16 protein-coding genes are annotated in these 15668 nt (G+C 56.2%); 12 read left to right on the top strand and 4 right to left on the bottom strand.

Annotated features, from left to right (window positions below):
- The first annotated feature begins 158 nt into the window (after positions 1 to 158).
- Both KOE80_RS08080 and KOE80_RS08075 read left to right on the top strand, forming a co-directional pair.
- Complete coding sequence (locus KOE80_RS08080) at positions 159 to 707, top strand: zeta toxin family protein (RefSeq protein ID WP_009454582.1); 549 nt, start codon at positions 159 to 161, stop codon at positions 705 to 707.
- Positions 700 to 888 (top strand): hypothetical protein, encoded by a 189-nt coding sequence (locus KOE80_RS08075; RefSeq protein WP_009454580.1) that lies wholly within the window; start codon positions 700 to 702, stop codon positions 886 to 888. The genes KOE80_RS08080 and KOE80_RS08075 overlap by 8 nt, the downstream gene beginning before the upstream one ends.
- A 221-nt stretch (positions 889 to 1109) precedes the next feature.
- On the opposite strand, the gene KOE80_RS08070 is transcribed toward KOE80_RS08075, so the two are convergent.
- Positions 1110 to 1946: an AraC family transcriptional regulator gene (locus KOE80_RS08070; protein ID WP_226348851.1), complete on the bottom strand. Its 837-nt coding sequence runs from the start codon at positions 1944 to 1946 to the stop codon at positions 1110 to 1112.
- A gap of 285 nt (positions 1947 to 2231) precedes the next feature.
- On the opposite strand from KOE80_RS08070, the gene leuA reads away from it, so the two are divergent.
- Positions 2232 to 3902: a 2-isopropylmalate synthase gene (gene leuA / locus KOE80_RS08065; protein ID WP_226348897.1), complete on the top strand. Its 1671-nt coding sequence runs from the start codon at positions 2232 to 2234 to the stop codon at positions 3900 to 3902.
- A gap of 195 nt (positions 3903 to 4097) precedes the next feature.
- On the opposite strand, the gene KOE80_RS08060 is transcribed toward leuA, so the two are convergent.
- The 3 genes from KOE80_RS08060 to KOE80_RS08050 all read right to left on the bottom strand — a co-directional run bounded on the left by KOE80_RS08060 (position 4098) and on the right by KOE80_RS08050 (position 6457).
- Entirely contained in the window at positions 4098 to 4568 is a 471-nt protein-coding gene (locus KOE80_RS08060; protein WP_009454574.1) for a MarR family winged helix-turn-helix transcriptional regulator, read from the bottom strand.
- Positions 4569 to 4601: 33 nt separating this feature from the next.
- Positions 4602 to 5477 carry an alpha/beta fold hydrolase gene (locus KOE80_RS08055; RefSeq protein WP_226348850.1) on the bottom strand — a complete coding sequence of 292 codons (876 nt, stop codon included), beginning with the start codon at positions 5475 to 5477 and terminating at the stop codon, positions 4602 to 4604.
- Between the two features lie 107 nt (positions 5478 to 5584).
- Positions 5585 to 6457, bottom strand: coding sequence for a LysR family transcriptional regulator (locus tag KOE80_RS08050; RefSeq protein WP_060185892.1), 873 nt, complete (start codon positions 6455 to 6457; stop codon positions 5585 to 5587).
- 143 nt (positions 6458 to 6600) lie between these two features.
- Between KOE80_RS08050 and KOE80_RS08045 the strand changes: the two genes are divergently transcribed.
- The 9 genes from KOE80_RS08045 (at position 6601) to KOE80_RS08005 (ending at position 15654) form a co-directional block, all read left to right on the top strand.
- On the top strand, positions 6601 to 7776 hold the full coding sequence (locus tag KOE80_RS08045; RefSeq protein WP_026482747.1) for a muconate/chloromuconate family cycloisomerase: 1176 nt from the start codon (positions 6601 to 6603) through the stop codon (positions 7774 to 7776).
- 68 nt (positions 7777 to 7844) lie between these two features.
- Positions 7845 to 8780: a catechol 1,2-dioxygenase gene (gene catA, locus KOE80_RS08040; protein ID WP_009454566.1), complete on the top strand. Its 936-nt coding sequence runs from the start codon at positions 7845 to 7847 to the stop codon at positions 8778 to 8780.
- A gap of 125 nt (positions 8781 to 8905) precedes the next feature.
- Positions 8906 to 9601, top strand: coding sequence for a 3-oxoacid CoA-transferase subunit A (locus tag KOE80_RS08035; RefSeq protein WP_086068313.1), 696 nt, complete (start codon positions 8906 to 8908; stop codon positions 9599 to 9601).
- Positions 9602 to 9627: 26 nt separating this feature from the next.
- The gene (locus tag KOE80_RS08030) at positions 9628 to 10296 is read left to right on the top strand and encodes a 3-oxoacid CoA-transferase subunit B (protein ID WP_026482745.1); all 669 of its coding nucleotides are present in this window, start codon (positions 9628 to 9630) and stop codon (positions 10294 to 10296) included.
- The gene (gene pcaD / locus KOE80_RS08025; protein ID WP_226348849.1) at positions 10293 to 11096 is read left to right on the top strand and encodes a 3-oxoadipate enol-lactonase; all 804 of its coding nucleotides are present in this window, start codon (positions 10293 to 10295) and stop codon (positions 11094 to 11096) included. The genes KOE80_RS08030 and pcaD overlap by 4 nt, the downstream gene beginning before the upstream one ends.
- A gap of 33 nt (positions 11097 to 11129) precedes the next feature.
- Positions 11130 to 11405: a muconolactone Delta-isomerase gene (gene catC / locus KOE80_RS08020; protein ID WP_009454559.1), complete on the top strand. Its 276-nt coding sequence runs from the start codon at positions 11130 to 11132 to the stop codon at positions 11403 to 11405.
- A gap of 266 nt (positions 11406 to 11671) precedes the next feature.
- Complete coding sequence (locus KOE80_RS08015; RefSeq protein ID WP_045931484.1) at positions 11672 to 12835, top strand: benzoate/H(+) symporter BenE family transporter; 1164 nt, start codon at positions 11672 to 11674, stop codon at positions 12833 to 12835.
- Between the two features lie 15 nt (positions 12836 to 12850).
- On the top strand, positions 12851 to 14113 hold the full coding sequence (locus tag KOE80_RS08010) for a GTPase (protein WP_226348848.1): 1263 nt from the start codon (positions 12851 to 12853) through the stop codon (positions 14111 to 14113).
- Positions 14113 to 15654 carry a GTPase gene (locus tag KOE80_RS08005; protein ID WP_226348847.1) on the top strand — a complete coding sequence of 514 codons (1542 nt, stop codon included), beginning with the start codon at positions 14113 to 14115 and terminating at the stop codon, positions 15652 to 15654. The genes KOE80_RS08010 and KOE80_RS08005 overlap by 1 nt, the downstream gene beginning before the upstream one ends.
- Positions 15655 to 15668: the final 14 nt, after the last annotated feature.

Below are 15668 nucleotides of genomic sequence, written 5' to 3'. Positions count from 1 at the left end.
CTCCTTGAAAAGGTTCCTTGTGCTCAAGGAGCCTTTTTATCGCCTGAAAAACAGCCTTGTCTCGCGGATGCGTGGCGGCCAAAGCAAGGTGCTTGGCTGGCCTTTTCGCCAATGTATGATACAAATCTGTTCAATGTGGACATTGTTTAGGTGTATTTATGTCTGGCAACAACGCTGACACGGGCAAGAGCAAAAAGATTCTGATCATTGCTGGCCCGAACGGGGCAGGCAAGACGACGTTTGCGCGCTCTTTCCTCCCGGCCGAGGCGGAGGTGCTGCGCTTTATCAATGCAGATCTGATTGCTGCAGGTTTGTCGCCTTTTGCGCCAGAGAGCGCGGCCATCAAAGCGGGGCGTTTGATGCTGGACGAATTGAAAGAAGCAGTTCGCCTGGGCGAGAGCTTCGCGCTGGAAACGACCTTGTCTGGCCAAGGCTATGTGCGCCATATTGAAAAATGGCAGGCGCAGGGCTATCGCGTCAGCTTGTATTTTTTAAGTCTGCCCGATGCGGATATGGCGATCGCGCGAGTGGCAGAACGGGTACGTCAGGGTGGCCATAACATCCCTGAGCCCGTCATTCGTCGTCGCTTTGCGGCTGGCATGAAGAACTTCCTGCATCATTATCGGGATACCGTGGATGATTGGGTTTTGTACGATAACGCAGGCAGTGTGCCAGTCCTGTTGGAGTGGGGAGAGAAAGATGAATAAAGAAGATATTTCCAAAGCAAAAAACCCGGACTTGCGGGCTTCGTTGGCCGCCTTGGAGCGTGCAGCGCAGTCGGCACGTTTTGTGGCCATGCAAACCAATACCTCGGTGGTCTTGGTAGAGAACGGCAAGATGATCAAGCTCTCGGCAGAGCAACTGCGGCAGGAAGTCTGCAAGAGTTGACGACGCTGGGCTGCGATCGCGGTCCTAGCCTGCTCGCGTCGTACTTTTGTTTCTGCGGAACATCTGGTGTTGTGAGGAACTCAAGAGGGCGATGGGTCTTGTAGACAGGCCTGAGATGGCCGCATGAATATCTATATAGCTCATGGAATCAGCCAGAAAGCAGGCTGGCAGACTAAGTAGTTACTCCAATCTGCCAGACATCCTTGTCGTCGAGATCGGCTTCAGACCATGCCCGCATCATGCTCCCTATCAGGGTATTGGCTCAAAGTCGCCAGAAACTCCGAAGGCGGATAAGCAAAGGTCTTTTTAAAGGCTACTGAATAAGCGCTCAAACTTTCATAGCCACTTTCCAGCGCCGCCTGCGTGATGGACCTGCCTTGCAGCAGAAACTGGATCGAGGCCATCAAGCGCATCTGTTGCCGCCATTTCCCCAGATTCATCCCCGTGCTTTTCAGAAAGCGCCGATGCAAGGTTTTCGGCGTCAAGGCGTATTGCCGCGCTACCTCATCCATTGTTTTTTGCTGGGCTGGCGAGCGCACCAGGTCTTCGCAAATCCGTCGCATCAATTCCTCTTGCGGCCAGGGCAAATGAAAAGGCAGGGGATGCAGCACACGCAACTCTTCTATCAATAGCTGTCCCAGTAAGGCGTCTCGTAACGGTGGGTTCTCTTGCGGAATCACCCGCACCAGTGCTGCAATCAATTCACGCACCAGTGGTGTGACATGGATCACGCAATCGTGGTCCGGTAATTGTGCGGCCAGAATTTCATCAATAAATAAACCATGCACATTCACGGCGGTGGTGGCATTGAGCTGATGCGGCACGCCGGGTCGCAACCAGACGGCGGTGGTCGGGGGCACCAGCCACTGGCCGGTGTCGGCCTGTACCAGCAGCACCCCTTCCGTGGCATACAAAAGATGCCCCCGGTGGTGGCGATGGCGGGGGACTTCATGGCCGGCAGGGTAATGCTCGATTACCCCGCTGACCAGCAAGGGCGAGGTATCGGAGTGAGACAAGTCCAGTGCTCGCCCACCGCGTTCAGGGGATGCGTAGCCCATATTCAGGAATGTCCAAAAAAATAAAACAAATGACTATTTTTTGATAGAAGGCCAAGTGTCTTGCAGTCTAAAGTGCTTTTATCGTTTTCATCAAGCACTTTGGGATTGAACCTGTCGTGACTCATTTGCACTTGCTATCGCTAGGCCTACTAGCCCTGACATCCGGTCGGGGTCCGTACGCCTGTGTGTGCGAATGGTCCTATCCTGGTTTCCCCAGACCCCGACTGTAGCCAGCTCCTTGGAGTAGGGAAGCCAGGTATGTCATTCCCTATATTCGAGGTTCCCATGCTGACTGATCCTTCCCACAAATACCGTCCCTTTCCTGTCGTCAATTTGCCCGATCGCCAGTGGCCGCAGCGCACCCTGAGCCAAGCGCCCGTGTGGCTGTCTACCGATTTGCGCGACGGCAACCAGGCCCTGTTTGAACCCATGAATCGCGACCGTAAATTGCGTCTGTTTCAGGAGCTGGTCCGTATTGGCTTCAAGGAAATCGAGGTGGGTTTTCCGTCTGCCTCGCAAACCGATTTTGATATCGTCCGGCAACTGATTGACGAGGGCATGATCCCGAACGACGTCACGCCTATGGTCATTACCCAACTGCGTGAGGATCTGATCGAAACCACGGTACGCAGCGTGGCGGGCGCGCGTCGTGTGATTGTGCATTTCTACAATGCGATTGCTCCTGCTTTCCGGGAAATCGTCTTCAAGATGGAGGTGCCGCAAATCATCGAGATGGTGCGTCACCATGTGGAGGTGTTCAAACGCCTGACGGCCAAGCACCCGGAAACGGAGTGGGTGCTGCAATACTCACCTGAAACGTTCTGCATGGCAGAGCTGGAGGTGTCGCTGGCTGTCTGCAATGCGGCTATTGATGCCTGGGACGCGGGTCCAGCGCGGCCCATGATTATCAATTTGCCCACCACGGTGGAAGTGACGACAGCGAACGTCTTTGCTGATCAGATTGAATGGATGGATCGCCATTTGAATAGGCGCGAACATATCGTTCTGTCGGTACACCCGCATAATGATCGCGGAACGGGCGTTGCTTGCGCTGAACAAGCCATGCTGGCCGGCGCACAGCGTGTCGAGGGGTGTCTGTTTGGCAATGGCGAGCGCAGTGGCAATCTGGATGTGGTGACCTTGGCCCTGAATCTGTATACCCAGGGTATCTCTCCGAATCTGGATTTCTCTGACATCTCGGCAGTAGCGCGTATCGCGGAAGAGGCCACGTCCTTGCCCATTCACCCACGTCACCCGTATGTGGGCGATCTGGTCTTTACCGCCTTTTCCGGTTCCCATCAGGACGCGATTGCCAAGGGCTTTGCGGTGCAGAAAGAAGATGCCCCCTGGCGTGTACCATATCTGCCAGTCGACCCCAAGGATTTGGGCCGCACCTACGACAGTATCGTGCGTGTCAACAGCCAGTCCGGCAAAGGAGGCATCGCTTTTCTGCTGCAACGCGACTACGGCATTGTGATGCCGCGCCGCATGCAGGTGGAGTTCAGTGCCATTGTTCAGCAGATTGCCGATTCCAGCGAAACGGAGCTGAACAGCCAGCAGATTTGGGAACTGTTTGAGACCACCTATCTGCAAGCCAATCAGCGCCAGGGGAACAACAGCTACCGAGCACATCGCCTGTTCGATGAGGCACAAGGGCAGCAGGGCATAGAGCTGCAATGCGTCAATGCCAATGGCGAGACTGAAACCTATACCGGAACGGGCAATGGGCCGATTGCGGCGACGGTGGCGGCCTTGAACCTGCCTTTGCGCATCGATAGTTACGAGGAACGCAGCCTGGGTTCAGGAGCGGACGCTTGCGCGATGGCGATTGTGGAAGCGGTCATGCCCGGTGTGCCTGGTTCGAAATTTGGTGTGGGCAAGCACGCGAATATCATTACGGCCAGTGTGATGGCGGTGATGAATGCGGCGGCACGTTTTGAGGAGGTCGAGGCATAAGCAGCCATCAAGCTGCGGTGGGCCGCGCTAGCTTCTGTGTGTAATACAACGGCGCGGGCCACCTTTGACGGGTAAGTGGCTCTGAGTCACGGGGCGACTCTGCTCGAAGAATACTTCACATAGCGAGCGGATAAAACCGCATTCACGTCCCTGGCTTACGAAAAACGGACACTCTTTACATTCAAGTAAATGCGATCAAGCAGGCAGTTCGTCTTTTTGATCAACATTCTTGTCTGTGGGCAGGTCTAGATTCACCACCTGGCTTAACCAGCGTGCCACCACCTTCAGTTCATCCTCCGTAAAGCCGTCGGATAGTTGCTGATTCAAGTCCTGCAAGGTTGATTTGGCCTTGATGCTGGCTTCTTCTCCGGCGGGAGTCAGCGTCAGGCAAATCTTGCGCGTATCTACATCGTCCGTCAGGCGTTGAATCAGGCCTGCTGCCTGCATGCGCTTGGACAATCCTGTAATTGCAGCCGGAGCCACTTGCAAGGCGCTGGCCGCTTCTCCCACCGTGACCGAGCCTTGAGAGCGAATCAGGAACAGCATGCCAACTTGGGCCGCGCTGATATCTGTCCATGCCGAGGGCTGCTTCTGAATCCAGCGCTGCAAAGCCTTGTGGGCATGGTTCAACAAAAAGACAAAACGTGGCTGTGATTTCTGGCTCATTGTGGCGATGGCTGGATAGATATCGGTTAGACGTCAGGAATTCGATGCGGGGCCGGATTCGCTTTGTGCGATCAGCCAGTCGACCACTATAGGCCAAAGTGCCCCGGCGTTGCGTTTACGAAAGAAGCCCATGTGACCAATATGCGCCAAACCCAGCTGCTTGTGCTCCAGTTGATGCCTTTCTATACGGGCCTTGCCTAGTGGTTCCAACAGCCTGGAAATAGCTCGCGGATTGGCCCAGGGGTCATCATCAAAACCCAGAACCAGCAAGGGAATATCGACCTGGCTAGCGCGTTCTTTGGCATCCAGCTGTGGATCGTCATAAAAATAATGGGGCTTTTGCGTCCAGCGGCTCCATTGCTGCATGACGCCACGTGGAAGGTCCTCGCCAAAGCCCAAACGCCGGGTCGGCATATAGCCGTAAAGGCCGCACAGTACGGGAGTGAATACCCGCATGATCAGCCCCACCCGAAAGCGCTCCATGGGCTTTTCAATTAAAGCGGTAACCCCCGCATGTGACGCAATCATCACGGCAGCTTTCACGGAGCGAGTCGCGGGGGAGATAGCAATCGCATGGCCGCCAACGCTATGACCAACAGCCAACATGGGCAAGCCGTTAAAACGATGGGCGACCCAGTCTGTGACGTAAACCGCATCCTCCAGCATCCAGTCGGACATGGAAACATCGCATTGGCGTATATCCTTCTGACGAGATCGGCCGATACCCCGGTAGTCGTAGCTCAGAACAATGAATCCCAGGCTGTTCAGATGTTCTGCAAAAGGAAGATAGAAATCCTGTGGGACGCCGGTGGCGGGGTGAATGATGATGGACGCTTTGGCATTAGGAGCTGGCCATAAGGTCGCGCTGATCGGGTCTTTTCCAGCCTGCTGAATCGTCACCTGTTGCATGCTTGTCTCTAATTTTAGTTAACGTGTTAATGATATTAGAGTGGCTTCAGAAGTGAGTCAATCCGGGCCCAAAGGGGAAGGGGGTTGTTAGTGACGACAGTCAGACCTTACATTTCAGCGACCAACCCCTTGATCGCCTCGATATACCAAGCCTGATCGTTCATCCTGTGCGTCAAGATAATCGGTGACGTCGCCTGCGGTTCTTCGATCAAGCGGTAGTGCAGATCGTTGCGCAGACGAGCCGAGGTTGGGATCAAGCACAAGCCAGAATCGGCAGCCACCAATCCCAAGGCCGCTTGAATTTCCCCGGCCTCATAAACTTCAGCTGGGCGCACGCTGTGATCGTGCAGCAGGTGCAGAACGTGGTCCGCGAAGCTGGGTCTGGGTTCTTTGGGATACACAATCAGCTTTTGGCCTTGCACTTTTTTCAGACTCAATGGCTTGTCTGAATTGGCCAGATCCGAGCTGGGGGGAATGGCCAGGGCCAGTTGTTCTTCCCGCAACACCGTTCTTTGTACGGATGCATCATTCAGTCGTATTCGCCCAAAACCCACATCAATTCGCCCGGACTTCAAGGCCTCCAACTGCTGCATGGAGGTGAGCTCTACCGTTTGCATATCCACTTCCGGATATTGATGTCGCAGTTTGCGCATCAAAGCGGGCAGGCCGCCGTACAGGGTAGAAGCCACAAAGCCTATCGACAGGGTTTGTCGTTGGTGCAGTCCGATTTGCCGTGTCGTATGCACCAGTTGATCGACCCGGCTCAAGATCTGCAAGGCCTGCTCATAAAATACCCGTCCGGCTTCGGTCAGCCGCAAGGGGCGGTTATTGCGCAGCAACAGTGTGACGCCCAGCTCCTCTTCCAGCAATTGGATCTGTCGGCTAAGCGGGGGCTGGGCCATGTGCAGGCGCTCCGAAGCCCGAGTGAAGTTGCGGGTTTCGGCAACGGCCACAAAATATTTGAGCTGACGTAGATCCATAAGGGAAAACCATACCTAGGCTGAATTGATGGTGTTTAGTTTCTTGATTTTTAATATTTATATCAGAAACTATACTCTAAAGGTATAGAACTAGACCTATTTAGTCTTGGAAATAACGGGCCTGCTTCGTGTTCAATCAAGGCATGGAACACACGCGATCTTCTCAACTATTAGCAGCTCCAGCCCTGATCGAAAGGGTGGAGACTTTGCTGCTGGATCTGCCTACGATCCGTCCTCATCAATTGGCGATGACGACCATGCAAGGCCAGACTTTGATGCTGGTGCGCTTGTACTGTTCGGACGGTACGGTGGGTGTAGGCGAGGGCACGACCATTGGTGGTCTGGCCTACGGTGCCGAGTCGCCCGAAGGTATGAAGCTGGCCATCGACACCTACTTCACTCCTTTGCTGCTGGGCGCCAATGCCAGCGCCGTGCCGGCTTTGATGGCTCGCTTGAACACGGCGATCCAGGATAACCGTTTTGCCAAGAGTGCGGTAGAAACCGCGCTGTTTGATGCCCTGGGCAAGCGCACCGGTCTGCCGGTGTCGCACCTGCTGGGTGGCCGCATGCGCGACAGCCTGCCTGTTGCCTGGACACTGGCCTCGGGTGACACCGCCAAGGATATTGATGAAGCCGAGCGCATGTTGGCGCAGGCTCGTCACCGTATTTTCAAACTCAAGATTGGTCGCCGCCCGGTAAAGGACGATGTGGCGCATGTAGCGGCTATCAAGAAAGCGATGGGTGATCGCGCCGATGTTCGCGTAGATGTGAACATGGCCTGGAGCCCCTTGCAGGCCCAGTACGGTATGGCTGGCCTGGTCGATGCCGGGTGCTCGCTGGTGGAGCAGCCAGTGCGTCGTGCTGATGCTCTGGCCGATCTGAAAGGTCGCTTCCCGATTGCCTTGATGGCCGATGAATCCCTGACCGGCCCGGCCTCCGCCTTTGCACTGGCTCGTGATGGTGCCGCCGACGTGTTCGCGATCAAGATTGAACAGTCCGGGGGGTTGCGTGCAGGTTTGCAAGTAGCAGCGATTGCCGAAGCCGCTGGTATTGAATTGTATGGTGGCACCATGCTGGAAGGCGCGATCGGCACGATTGCCGCAGCCCATGTGTTTGCCACAGTGAACCAATTGCAGTGGGGCACGGAACTGTTCGGGCCCTTGCTCTTGACCGAGGAAATCCTGGCAGAGCCACTGAATTACAGCAATTTTGAATTACAGATACCTCAAGGGCCGGGTTTGGGTATCGTACTGGACGAGGATCGTGTCCAGTATTTCCGCCGCGACAGGACACAAGTCAGTGTTGGCTCGGCTGCCTAGGCGCAATAAGAAGCCAGTCGTAGCGGCTTTGCTTGGAACACTTTTTTCAGGATATTAGGAGACACAGAATGAGCGTTAAAATTTTTGACACCCCCGATGTACAAGACTTCCTGCGTTTGGCCTCTGGCCTGGATCAGCCCGGTGGCAATCCACGCGTCAAGCAGATCATGTACCGCATCATCAGCGATCTGTTCAAGACCATTGAAGATCTGGAAATCACCAACGACGAGTACTGGGCAGCCGTGGCTTACCTGAACCGTCTGGGTACGGCCAGCGAAGCCGGTTTGCTTTCTCCCGGTCTGGGCTTTGACCGTTTCCTGGACATGCGCATGGACGCCATGGACAAGGAACTGGGTCTGGACAACGGTACGCCACGCACCATTGAAGGTCCTTTGTACGTGTCGGGCGCTCCTGTGGCGCAAGGTTTTGTTCGCCTGGATGACGGTTCCGATACCGCTGGCGAAACCCTGATCATGCACGGCGTCGTGGCTGGTGCGGACGGCAAGCCTATTGCGGGTGCTCAGGTTGAAGTCTGGCATGCCAATACCAAAGGCTTTTACTCGCACTTTGACCCCACCGGCGAGCAACAGCCCTTCAATATGCGCCGCACCATCATTACCGATGAAAACGGTCGCTACAAGTTCCAGAGCATTGTGCCCAAGGGCTACGGCTGTCCACCGGATGGTCCTACCCAAGGCCTGCTGAACGAGCTGGGCCGCCACGGTAACCGTCCTGCGCACATTCACTTCTTTGTGACGGCTCCTGGCCACCGCAAGCTGACCACACAGATCAATATCGACGGCGATCCGCTGGTGTACGACGACTTCGCCTACGCTACTCGCGATGGTCTGGTGCCACCGCTGACCGAGCACACGGATCCTGCCCGTATCGCTGCCGAAAACCTGGATGGTCCTTTTGCAGAGATCGTGTTTGATATTTCCTTGACCCCCTTGGTCGATGGCAAGGACAACCAGATCGTGAATCGTCCACGTCTGGCTGCCTAAGTCTTGCTTCAGTCCAGGGCCTGTGTTTGCCAAGTCAAACCAGGCCCTGGGCTGACTTGTTTTTGCTGTGCCTGACGTAAGGGCTGAGCCCATCCGTAGCGTCAGTGCTTTATACGGAGAACGGAGTGATCGATAAACAGGTAAGCAGTGTTGCACAGGCTTTGCATGATGTGCAGGACGGCGCCACGATTCTGGTCGGTGGTTTTGGAACGGCTGGCATACCCACAGAGTTGATCGACGGCCTGATCGAGCAAGGTGCTCGCGACCTGACTATCGTCAACAACAATGCGGGTAATGGCGATGTGGGGCTGGCGGCTTTGCTTAAAACAGGCCGGGTTCGCAAAATTATTTGCAGCTTCCCCCGTCAGGCTGATTCCTGGGTATTTGATGACTTGTATCGCAGCGGCAAGATCGAGCTGGAGTTGGTGCCTCAAGGCAATCTGGCCGAACGATTGCGCGCCGCCGGTGCGGGTATCGGTGGCTTTTTCTGCCCCACAGGCTATGGCACAGAGCTGGCCAAGGGCAAGGAAATACGTTTGATCAATGGTCGCTGGCATGTCTATGAAGAGCCCATTCATGGAGATGTCGCCCTGATCAAGGCCGAGCGGGGGGACCGTTGGGGGAATTTGACCTACCGCATGGCGGCGCGCAACTTTGGTCCGGTCATGGCGACCGCGGCGCGCACCACCATTGCCAGTGTGTTTGAACTGGCGGAATTGGGTCAGCTGGACCCTGAAACCATTGTGACGCCCGGCATTCACGTGCGCCGCGTCGTGGTGGTGCCGCGCAGTCGCACAGAAGCAGGTGGGTTCAAGGCATGAACGGACAGAGCATGAAGGGGGACAGCATGACGCTCAATTATCAGCGCCGCAGTAAAGACGAATTGGCGCAGCGCGTCGCCCAGGACATCCATGACGGCGCCTACGTAAATCTGGGTATTGGCATGCCAACTCTGGTAGCCAACCATTTGCCTGCCGGTGTGGAAGTGGTGCTGCACAGCGAGAACGGTATTCTGGGCATGGGCCCGGCACCGGCAGCCGGGCAGGAAGATTACGACTTGATCAATGCGGGCAAGCAGGCGGTGACGCTGCTGCCCGGTGGCGCGTTTTTCCATCATGCCGACAGCTTTGGCATGATGCGTGGCGGCCATCTGGATATCTGTGTGCTGGGCGCTTTTCAGGTGTCGGCTACCGGGGATCTGGCCAACTGGAGCACGGGTGAACCCGGTGCGATTCCGGCGGTAGGCGGTGCCATGGATCTGGCCATTGGCGCGAAACAGACCTGGGTCATGATGGATGTGCTGACCAAGCAAGGCGTCAGCAAGCTGGTTGAACAATGCAGCTACCCCTTGACCGGCCTGGCTTGCGTCAAGCGTGTGTATACCGATTTGGCGACCCTGGCTTGCACACCAGACGGTTTGCAACTGATTGATCTGGTGCCCGGTTTGACCCATGAGGCACTGGAAGAAATGATTGGTTTGCCTATTGCCGCGGCCAAGCAGGGAGAGGGCCAATGACGGTCAGCCCCAGCGCCTTGAATACCGAACGGGGCATGTTCCGTGTCAGCGTGGCAGGTGATCCGCTGGCTCCGGCCCTGATTCTGAGCAACTCCCTGGGCACTACACAAGAAATGTGGAACCCGCAGGTGGCAGGTTTCGCCCAGTCCTACCGTGTGATTCGTTATGACACCCGTGGTCATGGCGGCAGCCCGGTCACTCCCGGCCCATACCGCTTCAAGGATTTGGGGCGTGATGTGCTGGCGATTCTGGATGCACTGGATATTGAACGCGCTGCGTTTTGTGGCCTGTCCATGGGTGGTCACACCGGCTTGTGGCTGGGGGTGAATGCTCCGGAGCGTTTGAACGCGCTGATCGTGTGCAATAGCGCGGCCAAGATTGGTACTGCCCAAGCCTGGCAGGAACGGGCCGACGCTTTGCGTCAAGGCGGTGCCGCCCAGATGCGTACTCTGGCGGATTCGGCGCCTTCGCGCTGGTTTGGTGAAGCCTTTATCCAGCAATCGCCCGAATTGGTCAAAGCCATGCAGGATAGCTTGGCCAAGCTGGACCCACTGGGTTACGCCGCCTGCTGCGGTGCTTTGGCCGAGTCGGATCTTCGTGATCAGATCAGCCGTATTGCGGCACCGACCCTGCTGGTCGCTGGCGAATGGGACCCGGTTACGACAGTTGCCGATGCTCAGGCCATGCAAGCCAGTATTCCTGGCTCCAAAGTGGCGGTCGTACCGGCTTCGCATCTGTCCAATCTGGAAGCGCCCGAAGCCTTCGAGCGCGCCGTATTGAATTTTTTAGCCCAGGCCTGAGTGCCCGAGCGCTTGTTTTTAGAAAGGAACACCATGCTTTATCTGGTTCACATGATTGTTGATATCCCTGATTCCCTGCCAGCCGAAGAGGCTGCCCGTATCAAGGCCGAAGAGAAAGCCTACTCGCAGGATCTGCAACGTTCGGGCAAGTGGCCGCATATCTGGCGCGTGGTGGGTCAGTACGCCAACTACAGCGTGTTCGATGTAGAGAGCAATGAAGAGCTGCACAACCTGCTCAGCGCCTTGCCCTTGTTCCCTTACATGCAGATTTCCGTGACTCCCTTGGCGACGCACCCGTCGGCTATTTAAGTTACGCAGCAGTAAGACGGGCCCCCACGCCGCGCCTTCGGCTTGCGCTCCACCTCGCGGCCTGCATGCCGCTCGGATTCGCCAGGCACACAGCAGTCCGCAATGGACTACTGTGTGTCCCGGCTCATCCCCGAGGGGGCGCTTTTTACCGGGGGCGCCGAGCCTTGGGGCGGCCCGGCAGTAAAAAACTCAGGCTGCGATCCCAGCGCAGCCTGAGCACCGAGTAAAGTTGAGAATTCAAACAAAAAGACTGGGGAGACAAAACGATGGGATTAAAAAGTGGATCGGCGTCGGTCTGGGTGGCCGGATTTTTGTCGGTGTTGATTGCCTATGCCGGGCCTTTGCTGATCTTTATTCAGGCCGCACAAGTAGGCCGGATTGCCGATGCGGAGCTGATCTCCTGGATCTGGGCGATTTCCATAGGCGCGGGTTTGAGCGGTTTGCTCCTGAGTGCGTATCTGAAGCTGCCCATTATTACGGCCTGGTCCGCGCCAGGCACGGCCTTGCTGCTGACCCTGTTTCCAGGCATCACCATGCCTGAAGTGGTGGGGGCGTATCTTAGCGCCGCCTTGATTGTCGTCGTCATTGGTCTGACAGGCGGTTTTGAAAAGATTCTTTCCTTCATCCCCAAAGGCATTGCCGGGGGCATGATGGCCGGTATTTTGCTCCAGTTCGGTATGGCGGCGTTCAAGTCCAGCAGTGACATGCCCGCCATCGTACTGGTGATGTTGGCGGTGTACTTGCTGGGCAAGCGTTTCTTGCCGCGTTACGCGATTGTGCTGGTGGCCTTGTCCGGATTTGTAATGGCCATGGCCAGCGGCCAAGTGCATATGGAAGCGTTCCAGCTGGAGCTGGCCCGCCCGGTGTGGGTGACTCCGGAATTCAATATCGCGACCTTGTTGAGCCTGACTTTGCCCTTGGTGCTGGTCAGTTTGACGGGACAGTATCTGCCCGGCATGGCGGTCTTGCAGTTGGCGGGTTACCCCACGCCATCGCGCCCCGTGCTGGCTGGCACCGGCTTGGCCTCGATGCTGGTGGCCTGTTTTGGTGGCATCACCATTGTGCTGTCTTCCATTACCGCCGCCTTGTGTACGGGCAAGGATGCTCATCCTGACCCGGACAAGCGTTATGTGGCCGGTATTGCCAATGGCGTGTTTTATCTTTTGGGCGGCACTTTTGCCGGCTCGATTGTGTATTTGTTTACCGCTTTGCCCGCCTCCTTGATTGCCGCCCTGGCGGGTCTGGCTTTGATAGGGGCCATCGTGGCCAATGTGCGGGTGATGGTCAGTGAAAGCGGCTATATCGAGCCGTCTGTCATCACATTTCTAACTACCGCATCAGGTATGAGCTTGTTTGGATTGGGCGCCGCATTTTGGGGCGTGGTGTTTGGCTTGGTGGCTTATCGCCTGCTTGGGTCCAAACATAAGTGAAAAAAGGAAGAGACTATGAATCAGTTGGCACTATCCCTTGATCAAGTATTGGAGCCTGTGTTGGCCGTGTTGCCACAGCGCCGCTGGGATCTGGATCGTTTGCGCGTTCTCTTGCAATTGAACGTGCCGCCAACGGTGACCGTAGTCGGTAAATACAATCACGGTAAAAGTCGTCTGCTCAATGAGTTGATGGGCAGTGATGTGTTCAATGTGGCTGACCGCCGTGAAACTGTCGCGCTGGCCGAGCACGTGCATGAAGGTGTGCGCTGGCTGGATGCGCCGGGCCTGTATGCAGACGTGGCCTTGCAGGATGATGCCCTGGCACGTGAAGCCATGGGCTTGCAGGCGGATATTCGCCTGTTCGTCCACGCTGCCAAAGAAGGTGAGCTGGATGCCTTGGAAAGCAATTTGCTGCAAGAGTTGGCTGCAGATCATCAGCGTTCGCAGCGTCAGAACCTGATGGTCATCAGCCAGATTGACCAGTTGGCCGATGACGAGCAGCAAGAGAAAGTGCTGGGCGCGATTCAGCAGCAGTGTGCCGGTGTGACGTTGCATCCGGTGTCCAGCACCCGCTATCGCCAGGGTCGTGAAGGTGGAAAGCAGCGCATGCTGGAGAAAAGCGGAATCCCGGCTTTGCAGGCTTCTTTGGAAGCTGCCTTGAAGCGTGTGCCGCAAGCCCGCGAGTTCGAACGTGAAGCCTTGCTGACCGAGCTGACGCAAGAGTTGAACGCCTTGCAGCAATCGCAAGAGCAAAGCCTGCACAGCCTGCAGCAGACGCAAAAGCAGCAGCATATTGATTTTGTGGAAGGTCTGCGCAAGATTCTGGAAGGCATAGCAAAGGATCTGGAGCCTGTGGTCAATGCTCCCGGTGTGGATCATTCCCTGGTGCCGGATACCTTCGAGTTTGGTTTCAAGATGACGGCAGGCAAGCAAGAGCGTGCCCGTTTGCAGATTGCCTATTCGCGTGCGTGTATTGCGATCAATGGTCACCTGGTGGAGTACGGTGCTGTAGGCTTGCCAGCGGCGCAACGTACCTCGGTGCGCAGCATGGATACCGTCATGATTGCGGTGATGGGCGTGTCGGTGAAGTACCGTGCTGACTTGCGCCGCATCTTCTGCGAGCAGGCCGGACGTGACAAGCTGGTTCAGGACTTCACCCATTATTTTGAAGTCTCGGATGGCCGTGTGGCTTTGGAAAAGCAGATCGAAACGACTGAAAACCAGCTTGAGCAAACGCGCCAGGCGTTGGAAGGTCTGTCCACATTGGAGCATGCGTAATGTCGGTGGAAAGCACGTTTATCAAGGCGGTTGCGGAGCTCAATCCTGCCAGTCAGGATATGCAGCCCGCTATTGCCAGGATGGAGCAGTGGCTGGCGGATTTGGGCCAGACGACCGTGGCGCAATCCTTGTCCGGCACGGCTTTGGTCGAGCAGGGCGTATTGGCGCAAAGTGCTCAACAAGTGAATCAACAGTTGCAAGCACAAAGAGAAGCCTGGGCGGCGTCCTGGTCTGCATTGGCACCGGCACAGGAATTGGCGGACCGTTTCCGCGATCGCATCATGCTGCTGGTGTTTGGCTCCTTTAATGCTGGTAAAAGCTCCTTGTGCAATTTCCTGGCGGATCGTTTTCGTCGTCAGGGTCATAGCGTGGATTTCTTCCGTCTTGCCGATGGGCAGATGCAGCCCATGCCTGAGGGTTTTCAGGAAGGCGCAACGGAAACCACGGTTGCCTTGCAAGGTGTGTGTCTGGGCGAGAAGCTGGTCTTGCTGGATACCCCCGGTTTGCACTCGGCCAATGCGCATAACGCTGCTTTGACGCAGCAGTTTCTGGAAAGTACGGATGCGCTCTTGTGGCTGAGCAGCTCCAGCGCACCGGGGCAGGTTCAGGAACTGGGCGATTTGCTGGTGGAACTGCGCCGCAACAAACCCTTGTTGCCGGTAATTACCCGCAGCGATCGCATCGAGGAAGATGAGATCGACGACGAGATCGTCAAAGTGCTTTGCAACAAGACAGCCGATAACCGCCAGTTGCAGGAAGAGGACGTGATGACGCGGGCAGCGCAGGCCCTGAACCATTGGGGCCTGAGCAGTGAGTTGCTCAAACCGGCCGTGTCTCTGTCCGTGCATATGGCGCGCAGTCAGCACGATGAAGAGCAGGGCTTGGAGCAAGCGGGTTTCGAGCGCTTGTATCTGGCGGTGCAAAACTTGCTGAAACCTGCCTTGGCGTACAAGCAGCGCAAACCTGCCGAGCTGAAACTGCACCATATTGAAGAGGCAATCCTGAGTCCTTTAACGCAAACGCTGGAGCAGGCCGCTGCTCAATTGCGTCAGCGTATTGAAGAACAAACAGTAGTCTTGCAAGGCGCTGTCCAGGCTTTGACCGAAGGCACGTGGCGGCGAGTCGTGCCCCAATTGCCCGAGGTGCTGGAAAAGCATGCTGCTCAGCAAGATGTTGCCGCTGTGCGTACCGAGCTTGGCCAGAACATAGGCAAGGCATTTGCAGAGCTCAGCCAGACGGTTCTGGCGAATTTCCAGCTGACTCAACCAGACTTGTCGACACTGAATCTGCCTGCACATATTGGCTATGAAGTGTTCCAGGAGCAGGGGGAAGGGCAAGCGCCGCTGATCGACTACAACCGCCTGTACATGAGCTTGAATGACGTGGTGATGAATGGCGCTCAGGAACTGGCGGAACAGGTAGTGGAGCAGGCTGAACAAAGCCTGGAACAGCTCAAGCAGGAGTTGATTGAATTGGAAAATGCCGTGGCTGATCAGGCCCAGGCTTTGGAGGCAATCAAGCATCAATTGCACGCTGCGTGAGGCAGTATTAATTC

It is taken from the genome of Alcaligenes sp. 13f (assembly GCF_020496585.1).
Taxonomy (GTDB): domain Bacteria; phylum Pseudomonadota; class Gammaproteobacteria; order Burkholderiales; family Burkholderiaceae_B; genus Alcaligenes; species Alcaligenes phenolicus.
The sequence above is the reverse complement of the archived record's forward strand: the minus strand, read 5'-3'. Positions and strand labels throughout refer to the sequence as shown.